The following is a 15,260-nucleotide window of genomic DNA, read 5'->3' on the forward strand; positions in this document are numbered from 1 at the left end:
CCTCTGCGTTGACGGATTTGTCGGCGCTGGGTGCACCTGATCCTCCGGATACCCGATGTGCGCGCAACCGACTCGGGAAACGGCCGCCGCTCACCATGACCTACGTCACACCGGCGAGCCAGGGAAACGTCCGTGCGGCAAGGGCCGGCCACGGGGAGCGAGACGGCGTTCGGGACCGGGCGACTGGAACGACGCGAGATCAGTTTTCAGCGGGGACATCATGTCCTCGGCAGTGGGAACGGTGCGACGGTCGGCCTGTCGTTTCGCCGTTGCGATGGATTCCTTCTCGTATGAGGCGATTCGGCGCGCCAGAGGCGCGCGGTTGCCCTACCGGTACCGTTGGGCGATCACACGACGGCCGTCATGCCCCCGTCGACGAACAGCACCTGCCCATTCACATAGGCAGATGCCGGCGAGGCGAGGAAGATCGCGGGCCCGACGAGATCGTCGACCGTCCCCCACCTCCCCGCCGGCGTACGGCCCAGAATCCAGTTGTTGAACGACGTATCGTCGACGAGAGCCTGGGTCATCTCGGTGTGGATGTACCCGGGGGCCAAGCCGTTGATCTGCAAGCCGCCGCCTGCCCATTCGGCCGTCATCGCGCGGGTGAGGTTGCGCAGGCCGCCCTTCGCGGCGGTGTAGGCCGCGATCGAGGGTCGCGCGAGATCTGTTTGCACCGAACAGATGTTGATGATCTTTCCCGATCCGCGGGCCAGCTGGTGTCGCGCAACCTCACGTCCCACCAGAAATGCGCTGGTGAGGTCCACGTCGATCACGCGCTGCCAATTCGCCAGGCTCACCTCGAGCAGGGGTTCACGATGCTGCAGGCCGGCGTTGTTGACCAGCACCTCGATGGGCCCGATGCGCTGTTCGATGTCATCGATGGCGGATGACACCTCGTCGGGATCCGTCACGTCGAATCGCGCGGCGTACACGGCGTCCGTGCCGAACTTCTCGCGCAGACCGTCACACGTGTGTTCGAGACGGGGTCCGTCGACACCGTTGAGCACCACACGCGCACCGGCCTCGGCCAGCCCCGCGGCGATGGCCAGACCGATCCCCCGGCTCGAGCCCGTGACGACCGCGAGCCGCCCGGTCAGGTCGAACAGGCCGGTCACCGTCCCACGACCGCGGCGGCATCGTTGCGGTAGGACTGCGCCAAAGGCTCTGGGCGGGCGGCGATCTCGGACTCGCTGTCGCCGTCGGCGTTGGTCAGCAAGGTGAGGTCGCGTGCTCGGGTCTCGGGCGTGCGCAATGTCGCGTAGAGGGTGATAAGCGTCAAGATGATGACGTAGGCCGCCAGCGGAACCCACGAATTGTTGAACCAGCTGAGCAGGAGCGCACCGACGAACGGAGCGATGCCGCCTGCGATGATGGCACTGAACTCGCGGCTGACCGCGACCCCGATGTACCGATGCCGTGATCCGAAAAGCTCTGGCAGTGCGGCGCATTGGGCACCGAGCATCACGTTGACACCGACACCGTATGCGATCGCGATGACGACGACAGTGAGCACGGGGTTGCCCAGTGACAGCAGTGGCCATGCGACGGCGGCGAGTACCAACTGGATGACCGCGCCTACGCGGTAGACCCTCATGCGGCCGAATCTGTCCGACAGCGATCCTGCGAACGGGATGACGAAGAAGCCGATCACCGCGCCGATCGCGACCGCCAATGGACCGACGGACTTCTGCACGCCCAGCGCGCTCACGTAGGTGATGCTCAGGGTTTGATAGATGTACGAGCCGCCGTTCTCCGCCATCCGCAGACCAATACCTCGCCACACGGTGGGCCGTGACGACTGCAGCAACTCGCGGAAAGGCTTCTGGCTGACCTGATCCCGCTTTTCGAGGGTGACGAACGTCGGACTTTCCTTGAGCCGCAGCCGGATCAGCACGGCAACGCCGATGAGGAAGATGGACGCCAGAAACGGGATGCGCCACACCCAGCCGAGCAGCGCATCATCGGGCACCTGGCCCAGACCGACGAACACCGCCGAGGCCAACAACGTCCCGAGCATGATCCCGACGAATGGGAGGGCCGAGTAGAAACCGCGGCGCCGCACCGGGGAGTACTCCGCCATCAACGTGGTGGCGCCGGCCTGTTCGGCCCCGGCGCCGAAGCCCTGTGCGATTCGCAGGACCACCAGAAGGATCGGCGCGAGCGCACCCACCTGTTCACCGGTGGGCAGCACTCCGATCAGCGTGCTGGACCCGCCCATGAGGGCGATCGTGAGCATCAGAACCCACTTGCGGCCGAGTCGGTCACCGAGGGCACCGAAGAAAAGACCTCCGACCGGCCTCGCGACGAAGCCGATCGCGAGCGTCGCGAGGCTGGCGACCGTGCCCGCTGATGCTCCGAGCGCCGGAAAGAAGATCTCGCCGAAGATCAATGCCGATGCGAGCGAGTACAGCGCAAAGTCGTAGTACTCCAGCGCACTGCCGACCGATGCGGCCAGCGTCGCCCGTTTGAGGTTGCGAGCGTACTCGGGATCGTCGCTGCCGCGGGCGGCCTCGGCGGACGGGTGCTGATCAGCCATGTTCGTTCTCCGGTGGTGGTTCCGCGGGCAGATACGCGGGCCCAGGGGCCGCGATGTGGTCCATATGCGGGACGCGTCGTGATGTGATGGCCAACATACGCCGCATCAGAACGCAGTTCAATACCTCGAACAGGATAGCCATATCATCGTTGATGTTGCCGAGATTGTTCGATATAGCTACATAGTGTTCAGTCTGTCGAACATCGCGTACGATCGAGATCATCACAGAGAGGGATGCCCGTGGCAACTGATTCGACACCTCAGCGACCCGAGCGACTCCGGGTGGTCGCCTCGACCCCGATCAGCGAGGACCTGATCGAGCGGATCGTGGCGAGAGAACCACGTATCGACTTCATCCGCGACCAGTCCCTGCTCCCCCCGCAGCGGTTCGCCGGCGACCATGCCGGCGATCCGGCTTTCCGTCGTACCGCGGACCAGCAGCGGCAATTCGAGCAGCTGGTCGACTCGGCTCAAGCGCTCTACGGCTTGCCCGACGAGCAGCCCGCCGCCCTGCGCCGCACCGTCCGTAGCAACCCGAACCTGTTGTGGGTGCACACGATGGCCGCGGGTGGCGGCGGTCAGATCAAGGCGGCCGAACTCGAGGAGGACGAACTGAACCGCATCACGTTCACCACCTCCGCCGGCGTTCACGCGGAACCACTGGCCGAATATGCATTGTTCGGTCTGCTCGCAGGCGCCAAGACGCTTCCGCGGCTGCTGCGTCAGCAGCGCGAGCGGAAGTGGACCGACCGTTGGGAGATGGGCCTGCTGAGCCAGCAGCGGATCCTGCTCGTCGGACTCGGCGGAATCGGCCGGGTCATCGCGCGGAAGCTCGCTGCGCTGGGCGTCACGGTCGTGGGCACCAGTCGCTCGGGCGAACCCGTCGAGGGGGTCGCCGAACTCGTCCACCCGGATGATCTCGTCGACGCCGTACGCGACGTCGACGGCATCGTGGTGAGCCTGCCCGGCACTGCTGCCACCGAGAACATGGTGAACGCGAAGGTTCTTCGCGCCGCCAAACCCGGGTTCACTCTGGTGAGCCTGGGCCGGGGCACGGTGATCGACGAGCCGGCCCTGATCGACGCCCTGCGAGACGGCCAGGTCGGATTCGCCGCGCTCGACGTGTTCGCCGCCGAACCGCTCGCGCCCGAAAGCCCGTTGTGGAGTGACGAAAAGGTCCTGATAAGCCCGCACACCGCGGCGTTGAACTCCGCCGAGGATCGACTCATCGCCGACCTGTTCGCCGAGAACGCCACCCGCTTCCTCGACGGAAGCCCCATGCGCAACCGTGTGGATACCGTCGAGTTCTACTGAGGCTGTGCGAGGATCCGCTTCCGACGAACTCGCAGGTCCCGAACCGAGGAGACGCAATGGCCGACGAGGCTGAGCGCGCCGCCGGCAATTCGCCCGCGGTCACCCGTTCCATCCGCATCCTTGACCTTCTCGCGGAGGCACGAGGGGTACCGCGCACCCTCACCGAGATCGCCCGCGAACTCGGCCTCGCCAAGTCATCGGTGTCCAACCTGTGCGCCGCCCTCGAGGAGGGCGGACTGGTGCGCCGGAGCACCGGCGGCTACCTGCTCGGCCGGCGCACCGTCGAACTGGGCAGTGCATTCCTGTCCGGCTTCAACCAGATTCGTGAGTTCTACCGTGTCTGCGAGGAGTCCGAGGTGCTGCGGCACCAACTCGTGCAGATCGCGATGCTCGACGGAGCGCACGTGCTCTATCTTGCGGTGTTCGAAGGCCGTCAGCGTTTCCCGTTGTCCGCCCGCGTCGGCGACCGCTATCCCGCCTCTGTGACCGCGGTCGGCACCGCGCTGCTGTCCGAGCTGACACCGACACAGGTCGCCGAACTCTACTGGGACGAAACCAATTTCGTCGGATTGACCAAGAAGTCGACGGCGACCCTGACCACATTGCAGGAAAAGCTCCAGCAGACCCGCCAACGCGGATACGCCGTCGACGACGGCGAAGTGCATCCCACCGTTCTCGGATTGGCGATCCCCATCCCCGGCGGCAACGGCGAACCGACCTTCGCCATCGGTGTATCCATCGTGCATCCCACTGGTTCGGCCGAGGAACGCGAAGCCATCCTCGCCGCTGTGCGTGACGCCGCGGAAAGCCTGACCCGCCCCCGCCTGATCACGGTCTGACGATACCGCCGGAGTACGTTCACGTTCATGGACAACTCCGGACCCAGCCGGACAGCGCTCGCCACGGCATACGCGCGGGCCTGTCACCAGTTCGCCGACAGCCCGCCGATTTTCGCCGATCCCCTGGCCGCGCGCCTGCTCGGCGTGACGGAAGCCAACCTCGACGACCTCTCACGCCACCCTGCGGGCCACCCGGCGACCGTGGCCCGCGATCGGCCTCGCCGACTCTTCTTCGCAGCACGCTCCCGGTTCGCCGATGATGTGACGGCCAGGGCCGTGGCCGCGGGTGTGCGTCAGGTGGTGGTGCTCGGCGCCGGCCTGGACACCGCTGCGTACCGCAATTCGCATCCAGATGTGCACGTCTTCGAGGTGGATCACCCACAGACGCAGGCCTGGAAGCGAGAGCGCCTCGCCGCCACCGGGATCGACATCCCCGCCACCGCGACCTTGGTACCGGTCGATTTCGAGACGCAGACGCTGGCGTCGGAACTGGAGTCCGCCTCGTTCTCTCGCACCGAACCGGCGGTCTTCGTCTGGCTCGGCGTGATCTTCTATCTGACTCCCGATGCGGCCGGCAGCACACTCGACTACATCGCCGGGCAGGCCCGACCCGTCGACCTTGTCTTCGACTACCTCCAGCCCGCGGAAACCGACGAGGACCGGGCCGACCTGAAGAATCGCGCCGCTCGGCTCGCCCGCGCAGGCGAGCCCCTGGTCAACTACCTCACCTCCGACGAACTCCACCGGCAGTTGGCAGACTTCGGCTTCCGTGTGGTCGAGGACCTCTCCGGCAACGAGCTGATCGGCCGATATCCGCACGGCGCACCCGTTCTCGACGAGCGGGCGTTGCGTGCCAGCCGAATTGTGCACGCGCGCTGTTGATTCAGCGGACAGCCACCTGCCGCCACACAGTCTCACAGGTCAGCTTCGCTTCGGCGATCGCGTCCGGGGAGATCTTGGATGCTTGGTAGAACGTCCGCTCGATCATCCAGCACAGAGCCCGCGCCAGTCCAGGCGCATCCCCCGGCGCAGTGCCAGTGGGAACACCAGCCCGGCGCAGAACATCGGCCATGGCGTCGATGGACACCTCTGCGGCCTCGGACCACAACTCGTCGATCGCGGGGACCGTGGACGCGAGGTCCACAGCCATCCGCATCACCGGACCGTGGTCGCGCCACAGCTCCGCAGTGCGTTCCAGCGCAGCACCGATCGCCTCGTCGACCGGTCGGGTCTGGTCGCGTGCGGCGCCGGCCGCCCTGTCCCGCAGCACCTGTACGGTTCGGGCGACCAACGCCGTGAGCACCTCCTGCTTCGAACCGAAGTAGAAGTACAGTGCCGCCCGGGTGATCCCGACCGACTCGGCGATGTCGGCGACCGTCATGTCCGCGTATCCGGTGGTCGTCAACAGATCCTCGGCGGCGTCGAGGATCTGTTGTTCGCGTAGATCACCCTTGCGGACCGTCGGCGTCGACCGACGCGAAGGCCACGATTTGGTCACGGTCTCCCCTTCGCCGGTTGGCTCCTACGTCGAGGCGAGTTGCGCGCCGTCGGCGAAATCCGTGCTGCGGGAGAGCTCTTCCCAGCGCCGGATGTCCTCGTCGACCGCTGCGCGCGCCGCACCGACCAGCCTCAACGCGTCCGATCCCAGGACCAGGTGGGCCGGCGGTTCAGGCTCGTCCAGTATCGCCAGGACGGCTTCGGCGGCCTTGACGGGGTTGCCCAGTTGGTTTCCGCTGGCCTTGAGGCGTGCAGCACGGATGGGTTCGAACAGTTCGTCGTAGTCGGCGATGGAACGGTCCGCCCGGGTCATCGAGCGGCCGGCCCAGTCGGTACGGAACGATCCCGGTTCGATCGCGGTGACGTGGATGCCGAAGCCGCTGATCTCTTTACGGATGCTCTCCAGCATGCCCTCCACGGCGAATTTGCTGGCGCAGTATGCCGACATGCCGGGGACGGCCATGAGTCCACCCATCGAAGTCACTGCCATCAGATGCCCTTTGCGCCGCTCCCGCAGGTAAGGAAGTGCGGCTTGCAGTGTGGCAGCGACGCCGAAGACGTTGGTGGCGAACTGGGCTCGCATCTCGGCGATCGGCGTCTCCTCGAAGATGCCCTCGACGCCGTAGCCGGCGTTGGCGATCACCACATCGATGGGCCCGATGTTCTTCTCGACTTCCGAGACAACCGCAGTCACGGCTGCGTCGTCGGTGACGTCGAGTTGACGGGCGTGCGCCCGGTCCGGCGCGGTCGATTCGAAAGCGGCGGCATCGGTGTCCTTGCGCACGGTGCCGACAACGCGGTGCCCCGCAGCGAGGGCTCCGTTCGCGAAGGCCTGTCCCAGGCCGCTGCTCACTCCGCTGATGAAAAACGTCTTCATGATGTCCTCTCGAAAACTTACTCAACACAGTGTCAAATAATAATCTACACCGTGTCAAGTAAGTCTTTCCCGAACGTCCAGCACCGCGGATAGCCGACGGACCCGGCATGCGTTCTCCGAGGCAGGCCCAGGGCATTCGTCCGGGGTCTTCGGGCTTACAAGAGGAGACGAGCATGACCACCAGTACGGACAACACTTCCCACGCAGGGACGCAGACCATCGACGAGTTGGTGCCGTCGCGCTACGCGGTACAGGTCGGCGACATCGAGGTCCTCGTGATCAGCGACGGCGTGCTGCCCATCACCGCAAGCACCATGGCAACCAATGCCGACAGCGACACGTATCGCACCTGGCTGAGTGACCGCTTCCTGCCTCAGGACATCCTCGATTGGCCGCTGAACGTGGTGGTGGTGCGCAGCGGTGACCGCACCATCCTGGTCGATGCGGGCCTGGGCGTGGAGTTTCCCGACTTTCCGCGTGCCGGGCGCACCGTCGCGCGCCTGGAGGCCGCCGGTATCGATCCGTCAGCCGTGACCGACGTGGTTCTCACCCACCTCCACATGGACCACATCGGCGGGTTGCTCTCACACGGATTGAAAGAAAGACTCCGTCCGGACCTGCGAATCCATGTGGCGTCCGCGGAGGCCAACTTCTGGGAGTCGCCGGATTTCTCGCACACCGAGATGCCCGCACCGGTTCCGCCGGCACTGCGTGCGATCGCCGGTCGCTTCCTCGACGAATACCGCGGCCAGATCCAAACATTCGACTCCGAGTACGACATCACGCCAGGAGTCCACGTCGCGCGCACCGGCGGCCACACACCCGGCCACAGTGTCGTACGACTGGCATCCGGTGAGGATCGGCTCACGTTCGCCGGAGACGCCGTGTTCGCGCCCGGGTTCGACAATCCTCAGTGGCACAACGGGTTCGAACACGACCCGGAGGAATCCGTCCGGGTCCGCGTCGAACTGCTGCGCGAGCTTGCGGCAACCGGTGAGTCCCTCGTCGCCACCCATCTGCCGTTCCCGTCGGTCTGCCATGTGGCGGCCGCGGGCGACGCATTCCGCTGCGTTCCCGCGGTCTGGGACTACTGACCCGATCAACGCCTGGGCGTCTTGACCCTCCCCCTGGGGCAATCCCCAGGGTGGAGGTCATGACGACCGACGAGAACACCCCGACCGCCCTCACCTGGGACGAACTTCCCGCACCTGTCGCCACCTACCTCGGCGCACGCCCGAAAGATGACACCGCAACGGCACTTGGCGCCTTCACCGAAGACGCCAGCGTCACCGACGAAGGCCACACCTACCGCGGTCGGGACAAGATTCTCGCGTGGATGCAGCGGGTGAGCACCAAGTACAGCTACACCACCGAGTTCACCGAAGCGACTCGCCGCGACGAGTCACACATCGACGTGACCCAGCGAGCAATGATCAATACCTGTGGATGAGCCTCGGTGTGGGGGCGTGAAGATGGGCGCACCTTCCCGGGGATGATCTTCACGGAATCAGGTATTCGATCAAGACCGGCGTTGGCGCGCTGGTTGGGAAGGTACGCCCATGCTCACCGTAGTTCACGACACCGAGGACGCCAACGACAAGGCCAGCGGTGCTGGTCGGTCGTTGTTGGATGAGATCGTCCGCGACGGGGCCCGGCAGATGCTGGCCGCGGCGTTGCAGGCCGAGGTCGCCGCCTACGTGGCGCAGTTCGCCGATCAACTCGACGAGAACGGTCACCGGTTGGTGGTGCGAAACGGCTATCACCAGCCCCGGGAGGTGCTGACCGCCGCCGGCGCGGTGCAGGTGAAAGCGCCGCGGGTCAACGACCGCCGTGTCGACCCCGACACCGGTGAACGCAAGCGGTTCTCCTCGGCGATCCTGCCGGCCTGGGCGCGCAAGTCGCCGCAGATGAGCGAGGTACTGCCGCTGCTGTACCTGCACGGCCTGTCGAGCAACGATTTCACCCCTGCCCTCGAGCAGTTCCTCGGCTCCGGCGCTGGGCTGTCGGCCAGCACGATCACCCGGCTCACGGCGCAGTGGCAAGACGAGGCCCGCGCGTTTGGGGCCCGCGACCTCTCGGCCACTGATTACGTGTATCTGTGGGTCGACGGCATTCACCTCAAGGTGCGGCTGGACCAGGAAAAGCTCTGTCTGCTGGTGATGCTGGGCGTGCGTGCTGATGGCCGCAAGGAGCTCGTGGCGATCACCGACGGCTACCGCGAGTCGGCCGAGTCGTGGGCCGATCTGTTGCGCGACTGCAAGCGCCGCGGCATGACCGCCCCCGTACTCGCGATCGGCGATGGCGCGCTCGGGTTCTGGAAAGCAGTCCGCGAGGTTTTCCCGGCCACCAAAGAGCAGCGGTGCTGGTTTCATAAGCAGGCCAATGTTCTTGCTGCACTGCCGAAATCAGCGCACCCGTCGGCGCTGGCGGCGATCAAGGAGATCTACAACGCCGAGGATATCGACAAGGCCCAGATCGCGGTCAAGGCCTTCGAGGCCGACTTCGGCGCGAAGTATCCCAAGGCGGTCGCTAAGATCACCGACGACCTCGATGTGCTGCTGGAATTCTACAAGTATCCGGCCGAACATTGGATTCATCTGCGAACGACGAATCCGATCGAATCCACCTTTGCCACAGTGCGTTTGAGGACCAAGGTCACCAAGGGGCCCGGATCACGAGCGGCCGGACTAGCGATGGCCTACAAGCTCATCGACGCCGCCGCGGCCCGCTGGCGTGCCGTCAACGCCCCACACCTGGTCGCCCTGGTCCGCGCCGGCGCGGTCTTCCATAAAGGCAGACTGCTCGAACGACCCACCGACATCACCCCGCCAACATCGCCCTCAGACGGCGGTCAGCACGCCGGAACGGAGGTCGCCTGAAACACCCCGATCCACAGGTATTGACAATTCCTCTGACCCAGCATCTCGAAGGCGACTTTCCCGGAGGCGTCGTCGATCTGCGATTCCGCTTCACCCTCGACGGGACATACATCAGCCGACTGACGATCGAACCGTGTGTTGGGTGAGCACAATGCGGAAAACGGCGCCGGCCGCTCACTCCGCGTTCAGTGCGCGCAAGCGCTCCGCGCCACTCCGCTCGCGAGTGAGCGTCCCTCGTCGTAGCAGCGTTCCCGGCACCACCGGACGCCGCAAGCGGAGTTTCCGCAACGGCTCTGCGTGGTCGTGGCAACTTGAGAGAACGCCGAATCTGGTGTATGCCGTGCGTCCGTACCGATCGCGGACGCGGTCGCTCAAGCAACTGCGCGGACCATCCGCTGTAATCAGTCAGCAACCGCCGACTTCCCGCCACTCATTTGGATGCGCATTCACAGCTTCTGCCGGACGAATGCCATTGTTTGCAATGCAAAATTCTTGTCGCCCAGTGAGCAAAATGCGCTCATTGCGATGAACTTGGCTTATGATCTTGTGCTGCCACACCCAGAGACATTGCGGGCAAGTCGCCAGCAACCGCTGAGCGTGGCCAAAGGATTGCATTGTTGCGTTGGCGTTAGCTGCGAGATTCAGCCCTGACACACTCCCGTCCGCTCCAAGACCGCGAGTCGGAGTATCCAGCAAAGGCAATGGGCGTCTGTGACGAAAGGCCTGCCCACCGCGGAGAATTTGCCTAGATGGTTCCGAGTGGACACCGAAGACATATGTGCCACTATGTCCGAAGGCAAACATCGCTGACGCGGGGGGATTATGAGTCTTTCGGAGGTCTTCGATCGCCGCAGGAACGCATTGACGTTGTGGCGCCTCTTCCTCGCGATAGGCGTGGTCTTCTGGCATTCTTGGCCGCTGACCGGACGAGAGATTCAGTATGAGCCGGCGGTGCGGTTGCTCAGCGACATGTTCGCCGATGGATTTTTCGTCATTTCCGGGTTTCTGATCACTGCGGCCTGGATCCGCCGTCCCTACCTCAAGGAGTACTGGGCATCTCGGAGTCTGCGCATCTTCCCGGGCCTCTGGGTGTGTCTTGCGGTCATCGCCTTCATCGCTGCTCCGATTGCCGCGAAGGCCACAGACACCGCTGTCTCCCTGTCGTCTGAGATCGCATATGTGCTGAACAACGCGGTGTTGAACATTGCGTATTTCGGTATCGACGGGACCCCTGTTGACGTGCCGTATCCCGGTGTCTGGAATGGCTCGATCTGGACACTGTTCTTCGTGCTGCTGTGTGACCTCATGGTCTCCGTCCTCGGCTTCATCGGATTGCTCAAGCGCCGGTGGACAATTCCAGTCTTGTTCGTTGCGGCGGTCTGCTGGTGCGCCTACGTCTCTTACACACCGCCCGGCTACAGCATGGCGCAGATGCTTGCAAGGTTCGCCGTCGTCTTCCTCGCCGGCGCGATGTTTTACAAGTACCAGCACAAGATCCCCGCGAATTGGTGGCTGGTCGGGCTGAGCGCCGCGATTGTCGTGGCATCCTCATTCACCCACAACTATCGCGTCATCGGCGCCCTCCCGTTGGCCTACGCGATCATCGTGTCCGGCGCGCTTGTGAAGCGATCGCGGTTGCAGAACGACCTCTCGTACGGCGTGTACATCTACGCATTCCCGGTCCAGCAGCTGCTGGCCACCTTCGGTCTGGCGGCCCTCAACCCATTCCTGTTCTTCGGCCTCTCTACCGTGGCCGTGCTTCCGGTGGCGGCCGGAAGCTGGTTCCTGGTGGAGAAACGTGCGTCCAACCTGAAGGGTCGGATTTTCCGCAAGTCCGCGAAACCGGTCGCACCCGAGGCTCGTTCCAGAGCGGCCGTTGAGACAGGAAACCTGGAAGCGCCCGCCGAACAGTCCGTCGCCCCCGGCGAGCACGCCACCTGAGCAGAGCCGCACCGCGGACCGGACCTTCCGCGACCGGGACACCCGTCGCGCCGATGGCAGCCACCACCCCCCAACCGAGATGGTGCATCGCCAGCGAAGTGAAGGAACGGTCGCCCCTTGCGATCCAGCGACCGCCCCGCTCTCACGGCCACCCGAACTGAGACAATGCGGGGATGGTCGAGCAGAGTCTCTGGATGCAGAAGGTCGCGGCCGATCCCGGGCATTCGCAGTGGTACATCGAACGCTTCCGCTCCCTGGCGCGCGCTGGTGAAGACCTCTTCGGCGAGGCCCGTCTTGTGGATGCCATGGCACCGCGAAACGCCCACATCCTCGACGCGGGCTGCGGACCCGGTCGGCTGGGCGGATACCTGGCAGGTGTGGGGCATCGTGTGGTGGGTGTCGATGTCGACCCGGCCCTGATCGCCGCTGCCGAGGAGGACTACCCGGGACCGCGCTGGCTGGTCGGTGATCTCGCCGAACTCGATTTGCCGGTACGCGGGATCACCGAACCTTTCGACATCATCGTGTCCGCCGGCAATGTGATGACCTTCCTCGCGCCGAGCACCCGGGCCCAGGTGCTGTCCCGACTTCGCGCCCACTTGACCGACAACGGCCGCGCCGTGATCGGTTTCGGTGCAGGCCGCGACTACGGGTTCGAGGAGTTCCTCGCCGACGCGAAAGGGGCCGAGTTCACCCCGGATCAGCTGCTGTCCACCTGGGATGTGCGCCCGTTCAGCGAGGACTCCGACTTCCTCGTCGCAATTCTGCGTCGCGCGTAGATCACGCGGTCACCGGGCGGGGCACCGATCCCCGGTGCTCGGCAATGAGTGCCTGCGACGCCAGTTCGCCGATGACGACACACGGCGCCATCGTGTTACCCGTGGTCAGCCGGGGCAAGACCGATCCGTCCGCCACCCGCAGGCCGTCGAGGCCGTGGACCTTCAGTTGCGCATCGACCACCGACATGGGGCCGCGGCCCATCTTCGCCGTGCCGACCTGGTGCCAGAACGAACCACCTGCGTTGCGAAGGAATTCGTCGAGATCCCGGCCGGCGAGGTCACCGGGCATGACCGGGCGACGCACATAAGGCCGAAGCTCCGCGGCGTTGCCAAACTCGCGCAAGAATTCGACGCACTGGCGCGACTTGGCAACATCTTCGGGATGTGCCAGGGAATTGGCGTGTACTTCGACCGGATCGTCCGGGTGGCGGCCGGTCAATGTGACGGTGCCACGACTCTGCGGTCGGGCAACCGTGCCGTACAGAAACCACGCCGAAGCCGGCAGTGGGAACCGCTCGGCGGTTTCGGGTGTGCCGAAGGGAATACCGGTGAAGCAGGCGTACTGGTCCGGTGCGGCAAGACCCGACTCGCTCGACCAGTAGATGCAGGCCTGCCCGCGGGCGTCAGGGCCCCATCCCGGCGGGAACTCCCACTCGACCGGAAACGCCAAGTGGTCTTGCAGATTTCGGCCGACGCCCGGTAGGTGGGCATTGACAGGGATGCCGAAGTAACGCAGTTGCCTCTCGTCGCCGATACCCGACTGCAGGAGCACCTTCGGGGTGTTGATCGCACCGAGCGACACGATCACCTCGGATCTGGCCGTGATTTCGTGCACCTTCCCTCCGATCTTGACCTCGACAGCGGTGGCACGCCGGCCGACCACGACGATCCGTTGCACCACGGCGCCGGTCAACACGGTCAGGTCGACGCGCCCGAGAACCGGGACGACATACGCGCGGTAGATCGACTGTCGTCGACCGTCTTTGGTCAAGACCTCCAGCATGGCCGCTCCCCCGGGACCCTCCATCATCGCGCCGTTCGGGCTGTCGTAGGCGGGTAACCCAAGGGACTTCGCCGCCTCTATTGTCGCAACCGCACAGGGCTGGGGGTCGGGTATCGGTTCCACGTGTACCGGACCTCGGGTGCCACGCCGCACGGGATCCGGTGTGCCTGTCCAGTTCTCGACGCTGCGGTAGATCTCCAGCACGTTGTCGTAACCCCACGCAGGATCCCCGGCCTCTGCTGCGAAGAAGTTCCAGTCCGCCTTGTGTCCGCGCGCCCAGCACATCACGTTGATACTCGAACCACCGCCGAGCACCTTGCCCATGGACATGGGAAGTGCACGATTGTTCAGATGGACGTTCTCCTCTGCGACGAACCCCCAGTCTCGTTCGGTTCCCAGGTTCGCCGGCCACCGCTGCGGATCCATGATGCTCTCGACGTCGTCGTCGCCTCCGGCCTCGAGCAGCAGGACGGAGGCGCCGAGCCCCTCGGCAAGTCGGCGTGCCACCACCGATCCCGTGGTGCCGGCCCCGCACACGATGAAGTCGTAGTCGACTCTGTCACCGGCCTCCAGACGGCTCAGAAGATTTCTCGTGCGCGCGAGATCTGATGTGTCAGTTGTCTTCACATCAAGCCGAGACGAGTCGGCGTGCGGTTTGGTTCAGGCCGTATGGAACGTCTTCCGTGAATTTCGGTTTCCGACAATATATTCCACGTGTGGCGTCAAACTGAGATCTCCGCGCGTGGCCATGTGACCCCGTCATGACGCATACACGAATTGCATGCCGCGTCTGCGCGTCCGCAGCGGGCGCGGAGAATCAACACCACAACCCCGCACGTGTCCCGATCCGACGGGCCGCGAGCAAACTGGCCGATATCTGGGGTAACGGCGTCGGCAGACAGCTGCGGCTGTAGCGTATCGCCGGTGAACTATCGCGTGTCTTCCTCCGTCGCCATCGCGGCCTGCGCCGCGTCGCTTGCCATGCCCCTCGCCGCTTGCGGCTCCGACTCGGACACCGCTTCGTCAAGCACGTCACCGGCCGGTTCGTCGACTGTTGCCGAGCTGGTCACGTCCAGTTCAACCGAGACTGCGGCACCCGCTGCCAGTACGTGCCCGACCGCCGCGCCCCAGGACGCCGCCGCTCCGGAGTGGACGCTGTCCGGAGCCACCGGCAGTGTCGAGGTCACCGGATCCACCGACGCCGCGGCACCGGTGATCAACGTCAACGGGCCGTTCAGCGTGACCGAAACCCAGGTCAAGACCCTGCAGCCGGGCGAAGGACCCGTCGTCGCGGACAACGCCACAGTTCTGGTTTGCTACATGGGTGTCAACGGCCGCGACGGAACGGTGTTCGACAGCAGCTATGAGCGCGGCGCGCCGGTCGACTTCCCGCTCAACGGGGTGGTGGCCGGATTCCAGAAGGCCATCGCGGGCCAGACGGTCGGTTCCACGGTCGCCGTGGCGATGACGTCCGAGGACGGATACCCGAACGGTCAGCCGGCCGCAGGCATCGAGCCCGGTGACTCCCTGATCTTCGCGATCAAGATTCTCGACGCCGCCAGCTGACGAACCGAACAGCCGTGTAGCAGTCT

Annotated in this window: 14 protein-coding genes and 1 pseudogene; 10 read left to right on the forward strand and 5 right to left on the reverse strand. The window is 65.0% G+C overall.

Annotated elements, in window-relative coordinates; all coding sequences use genetic code 11:
• Positions 1–347: 347 nt before the first annotated feature.
• A complete protein-coding gene (locus AT701_RS17105) occupies positions 348–1,118 on the reverse strand; it encodes an SDR family oxidoreductase (protein WP_011729052.1) in 771 nt (256 codons plus the stop codon).
• Positions 1,115–2,539, reverse strand: a complete 1,425-nt coding sequence (locus tag AT701_RS17110) for an MFS transporter (protein WP_011729053.1) — start codon at positions 2,537–2,539, stop codon at positions 1,115–1,117. The genes AT701_RS17105 and AT701_RS17110 overlap by 4 nt, the downstream gene beginning before the upstream one ends.
• 234 nt (positions 2,540–2,773) lie before the next feature.
• On the opposite strand from AT701_RS17110, the gene AT701_RS17115 reads away from it, so the two are divergent.
• Genes AT701_RS17115 through AT701_RS17125 form a run of 3 tightly spaced genes read left to right on the forward strand, consistent with a single transcriptional unit; the run spans position 2,774 to position 5,574 of the window.
• The gene (locus AT701_RS17115; RefSeq protein WP_174519595.1) at positions 2,774–3,853 is read left to right on the forward strand and encodes a D-2-hydroxyacid dehydrogenase; all 1,080 of its coding nucleotides are present in this window, start codon (positions 2,774–2,776) and stop codon (positions 3,851–3,853) included.
• A 56-nt stretch (positions 3,854–3,909) separates the two neighbouring features.
• The gene (locus tag AT701_RS17120; RefSeq protein ID WP_011729055.1) at positions 3,910–4,692 is read left to right on the forward strand and encodes an IclR family transcriptional regulator; all 783 of its coding nucleotides are present in this window, start codon (positions 3,910–3,912) and stop codon (positions 4,690–4,692) included.
• 27 nt (positions 4,693–4,719) lie between these two features.
• Positions 4,720–5,574, forward strand: a complete 855-nt coding sequence (locus AT701_RS17125) for a class I SAM-dependent methyltransferase (protein WP_011729056.1) — start codon at positions 4,720–4,722, stop codon at positions 5,572–5,574.
• A gap of 1 nt (position 5,575) precedes the next feature.
• On the opposite strand, the gene AT701_RS17130 is transcribed toward AT701_RS17125, so the two are convergent.
• Together AT701_RS17130 and AT701_RS17135 are read right to left on the reverse strand one after the other, a co-directional pair.
• A complete protein-coding gene (locus tag AT701_RS17130) occupies positions 5,576–6,190 on the reverse strand; it encodes a TetR/AcrR family transcriptional regulator (protein WP_058126275.1) in 615 nt (204 codons plus the stop codon).
• A 24-nt stretch (positions 6,191–6,214) separates the two neighbouring features.
• Positions 6,215–7,066, reverse strand: coding sequence for an oxidoreductase (locus AT701_RS17135; protein ID WP_058126276.1), 852 nt, complete (start codon positions 7,064–7,066; stop codon positions 6,215–6,217).
• Positions 7,067–7,239: 173 nt separating this feature from the next.
• Between AT701_RS17135 and AT701_RS17140 the strand changes: the two genes are divergently transcribed.
• From AT701_RS17140 to AT701_RS17160, 6 genes and pseudogenes are all read left to right on the forward strand, one after another.
• Complete coding sequence (locus AT701_RS17140) at positions 7,240–8,160, forward strand: MBL fold metallo-hydrolase (protein ID WP_058126277.1); 921 nt, start codon at positions 7,240–7,242, stop codon at positions 8,158–8,160.
• Positions 8,161–8,219: 59 nt separating this feature from the next.
• Positions 8,220–8,516 (forward strand): nuclear transport factor 2-like protein, encoded by a 297-nt coding sequence (locus AT701_RS17145; RefSeq protein WP_223495626.1) that lies wholly within the window; start codon positions 8,220–8,222, stop codon positions 8,514–8,516.
• A 109-nt stretch (positions 8,517–8,625) separates the two neighbouring features.
• Entirely contained in the window at positions 8,626–9,945 is a 1,320-nt protein-coding gene (locus tag AT701_RS17150) for an IS256 family transposase (RefSeq protein ID WP_011727856.1), read from the forward strand.
• A gap of 26 nt (positions 9,946–9,971) precedes the next feature.
• Positions 9,972–10,091, forward strand: a pseudogene (locus tag AT701_RS35770) (nuclear transport factor 2 family protein); the annotation flags it as partial.
• 676 nt (positions 10,092–10,767) lie between these two features.
• Positions 10,768–11,886: an acyltransferase family protein gene (locus tag AT701_RS17155; RefSeq protein WP_003894875.1), complete on the forward strand. Its 1,119-nt coding sequence runs from the start codon at positions 10,768–10,770 to the stop codon at positions 11,884–11,886.
• Positions 11,887–12,059: 173 nt separating this feature from the next.
• Entirely contained in the window at positions 12,060–12,665 is a 606-nt protein-coding gene (locus AT701_RS17160) for a class I SAM-dependent methyltransferase (protein ID WP_003894876.1), read from the forward strand.
• 1 nt (position 12,666) lies between these two features.
• Here AT701_RS17160 and AT701_RS17165 read toward each other — a convergent pair whose 3' ends face one another.
• Positions 12,667–14,241 carry a GMC family oxidoreductase gene (locus tag AT701_RS17165; RefSeq protein WP_430929663.1) on the reverse strand — a complete coding sequence of 525 codons (1,575 nt, stop codon included), beginning with the start codon at positions 14,239–14,241 and terminating at the stop codon, positions 12,667–12,669.
• Between the two features lie 363 nt (positions 14,242–14,604).
• Between AT701_RS17165 and AT701_RS17170 the strand changes: the two genes are divergently transcribed.
• The gene (locus AT701_RS17170) at positions 14,605–15,234 is read left to right on the forward strand and encodes an FKBP-type peptidyl-prolyl cis-trans isomerase (protein WP_003894878.1); all 630 of its coding nucleotides are present in this window, start codon (positions 14,605–14,607) and stop codon (positions 15,232–15,234) included.
• Positions 15,235–15,260: the final 26 nt, after the last annotated feature.

Origin of the sequence: Mycolicibacterium smegmatis (assembly GCF_001457595.1) — a bacterium.
GTDB lineage: Bacteria > Actinomycetota > Actinomycetes > Mycobacteriales > Mycobacteriaceae > Mycobacterium > Mycobacterium smegmatis.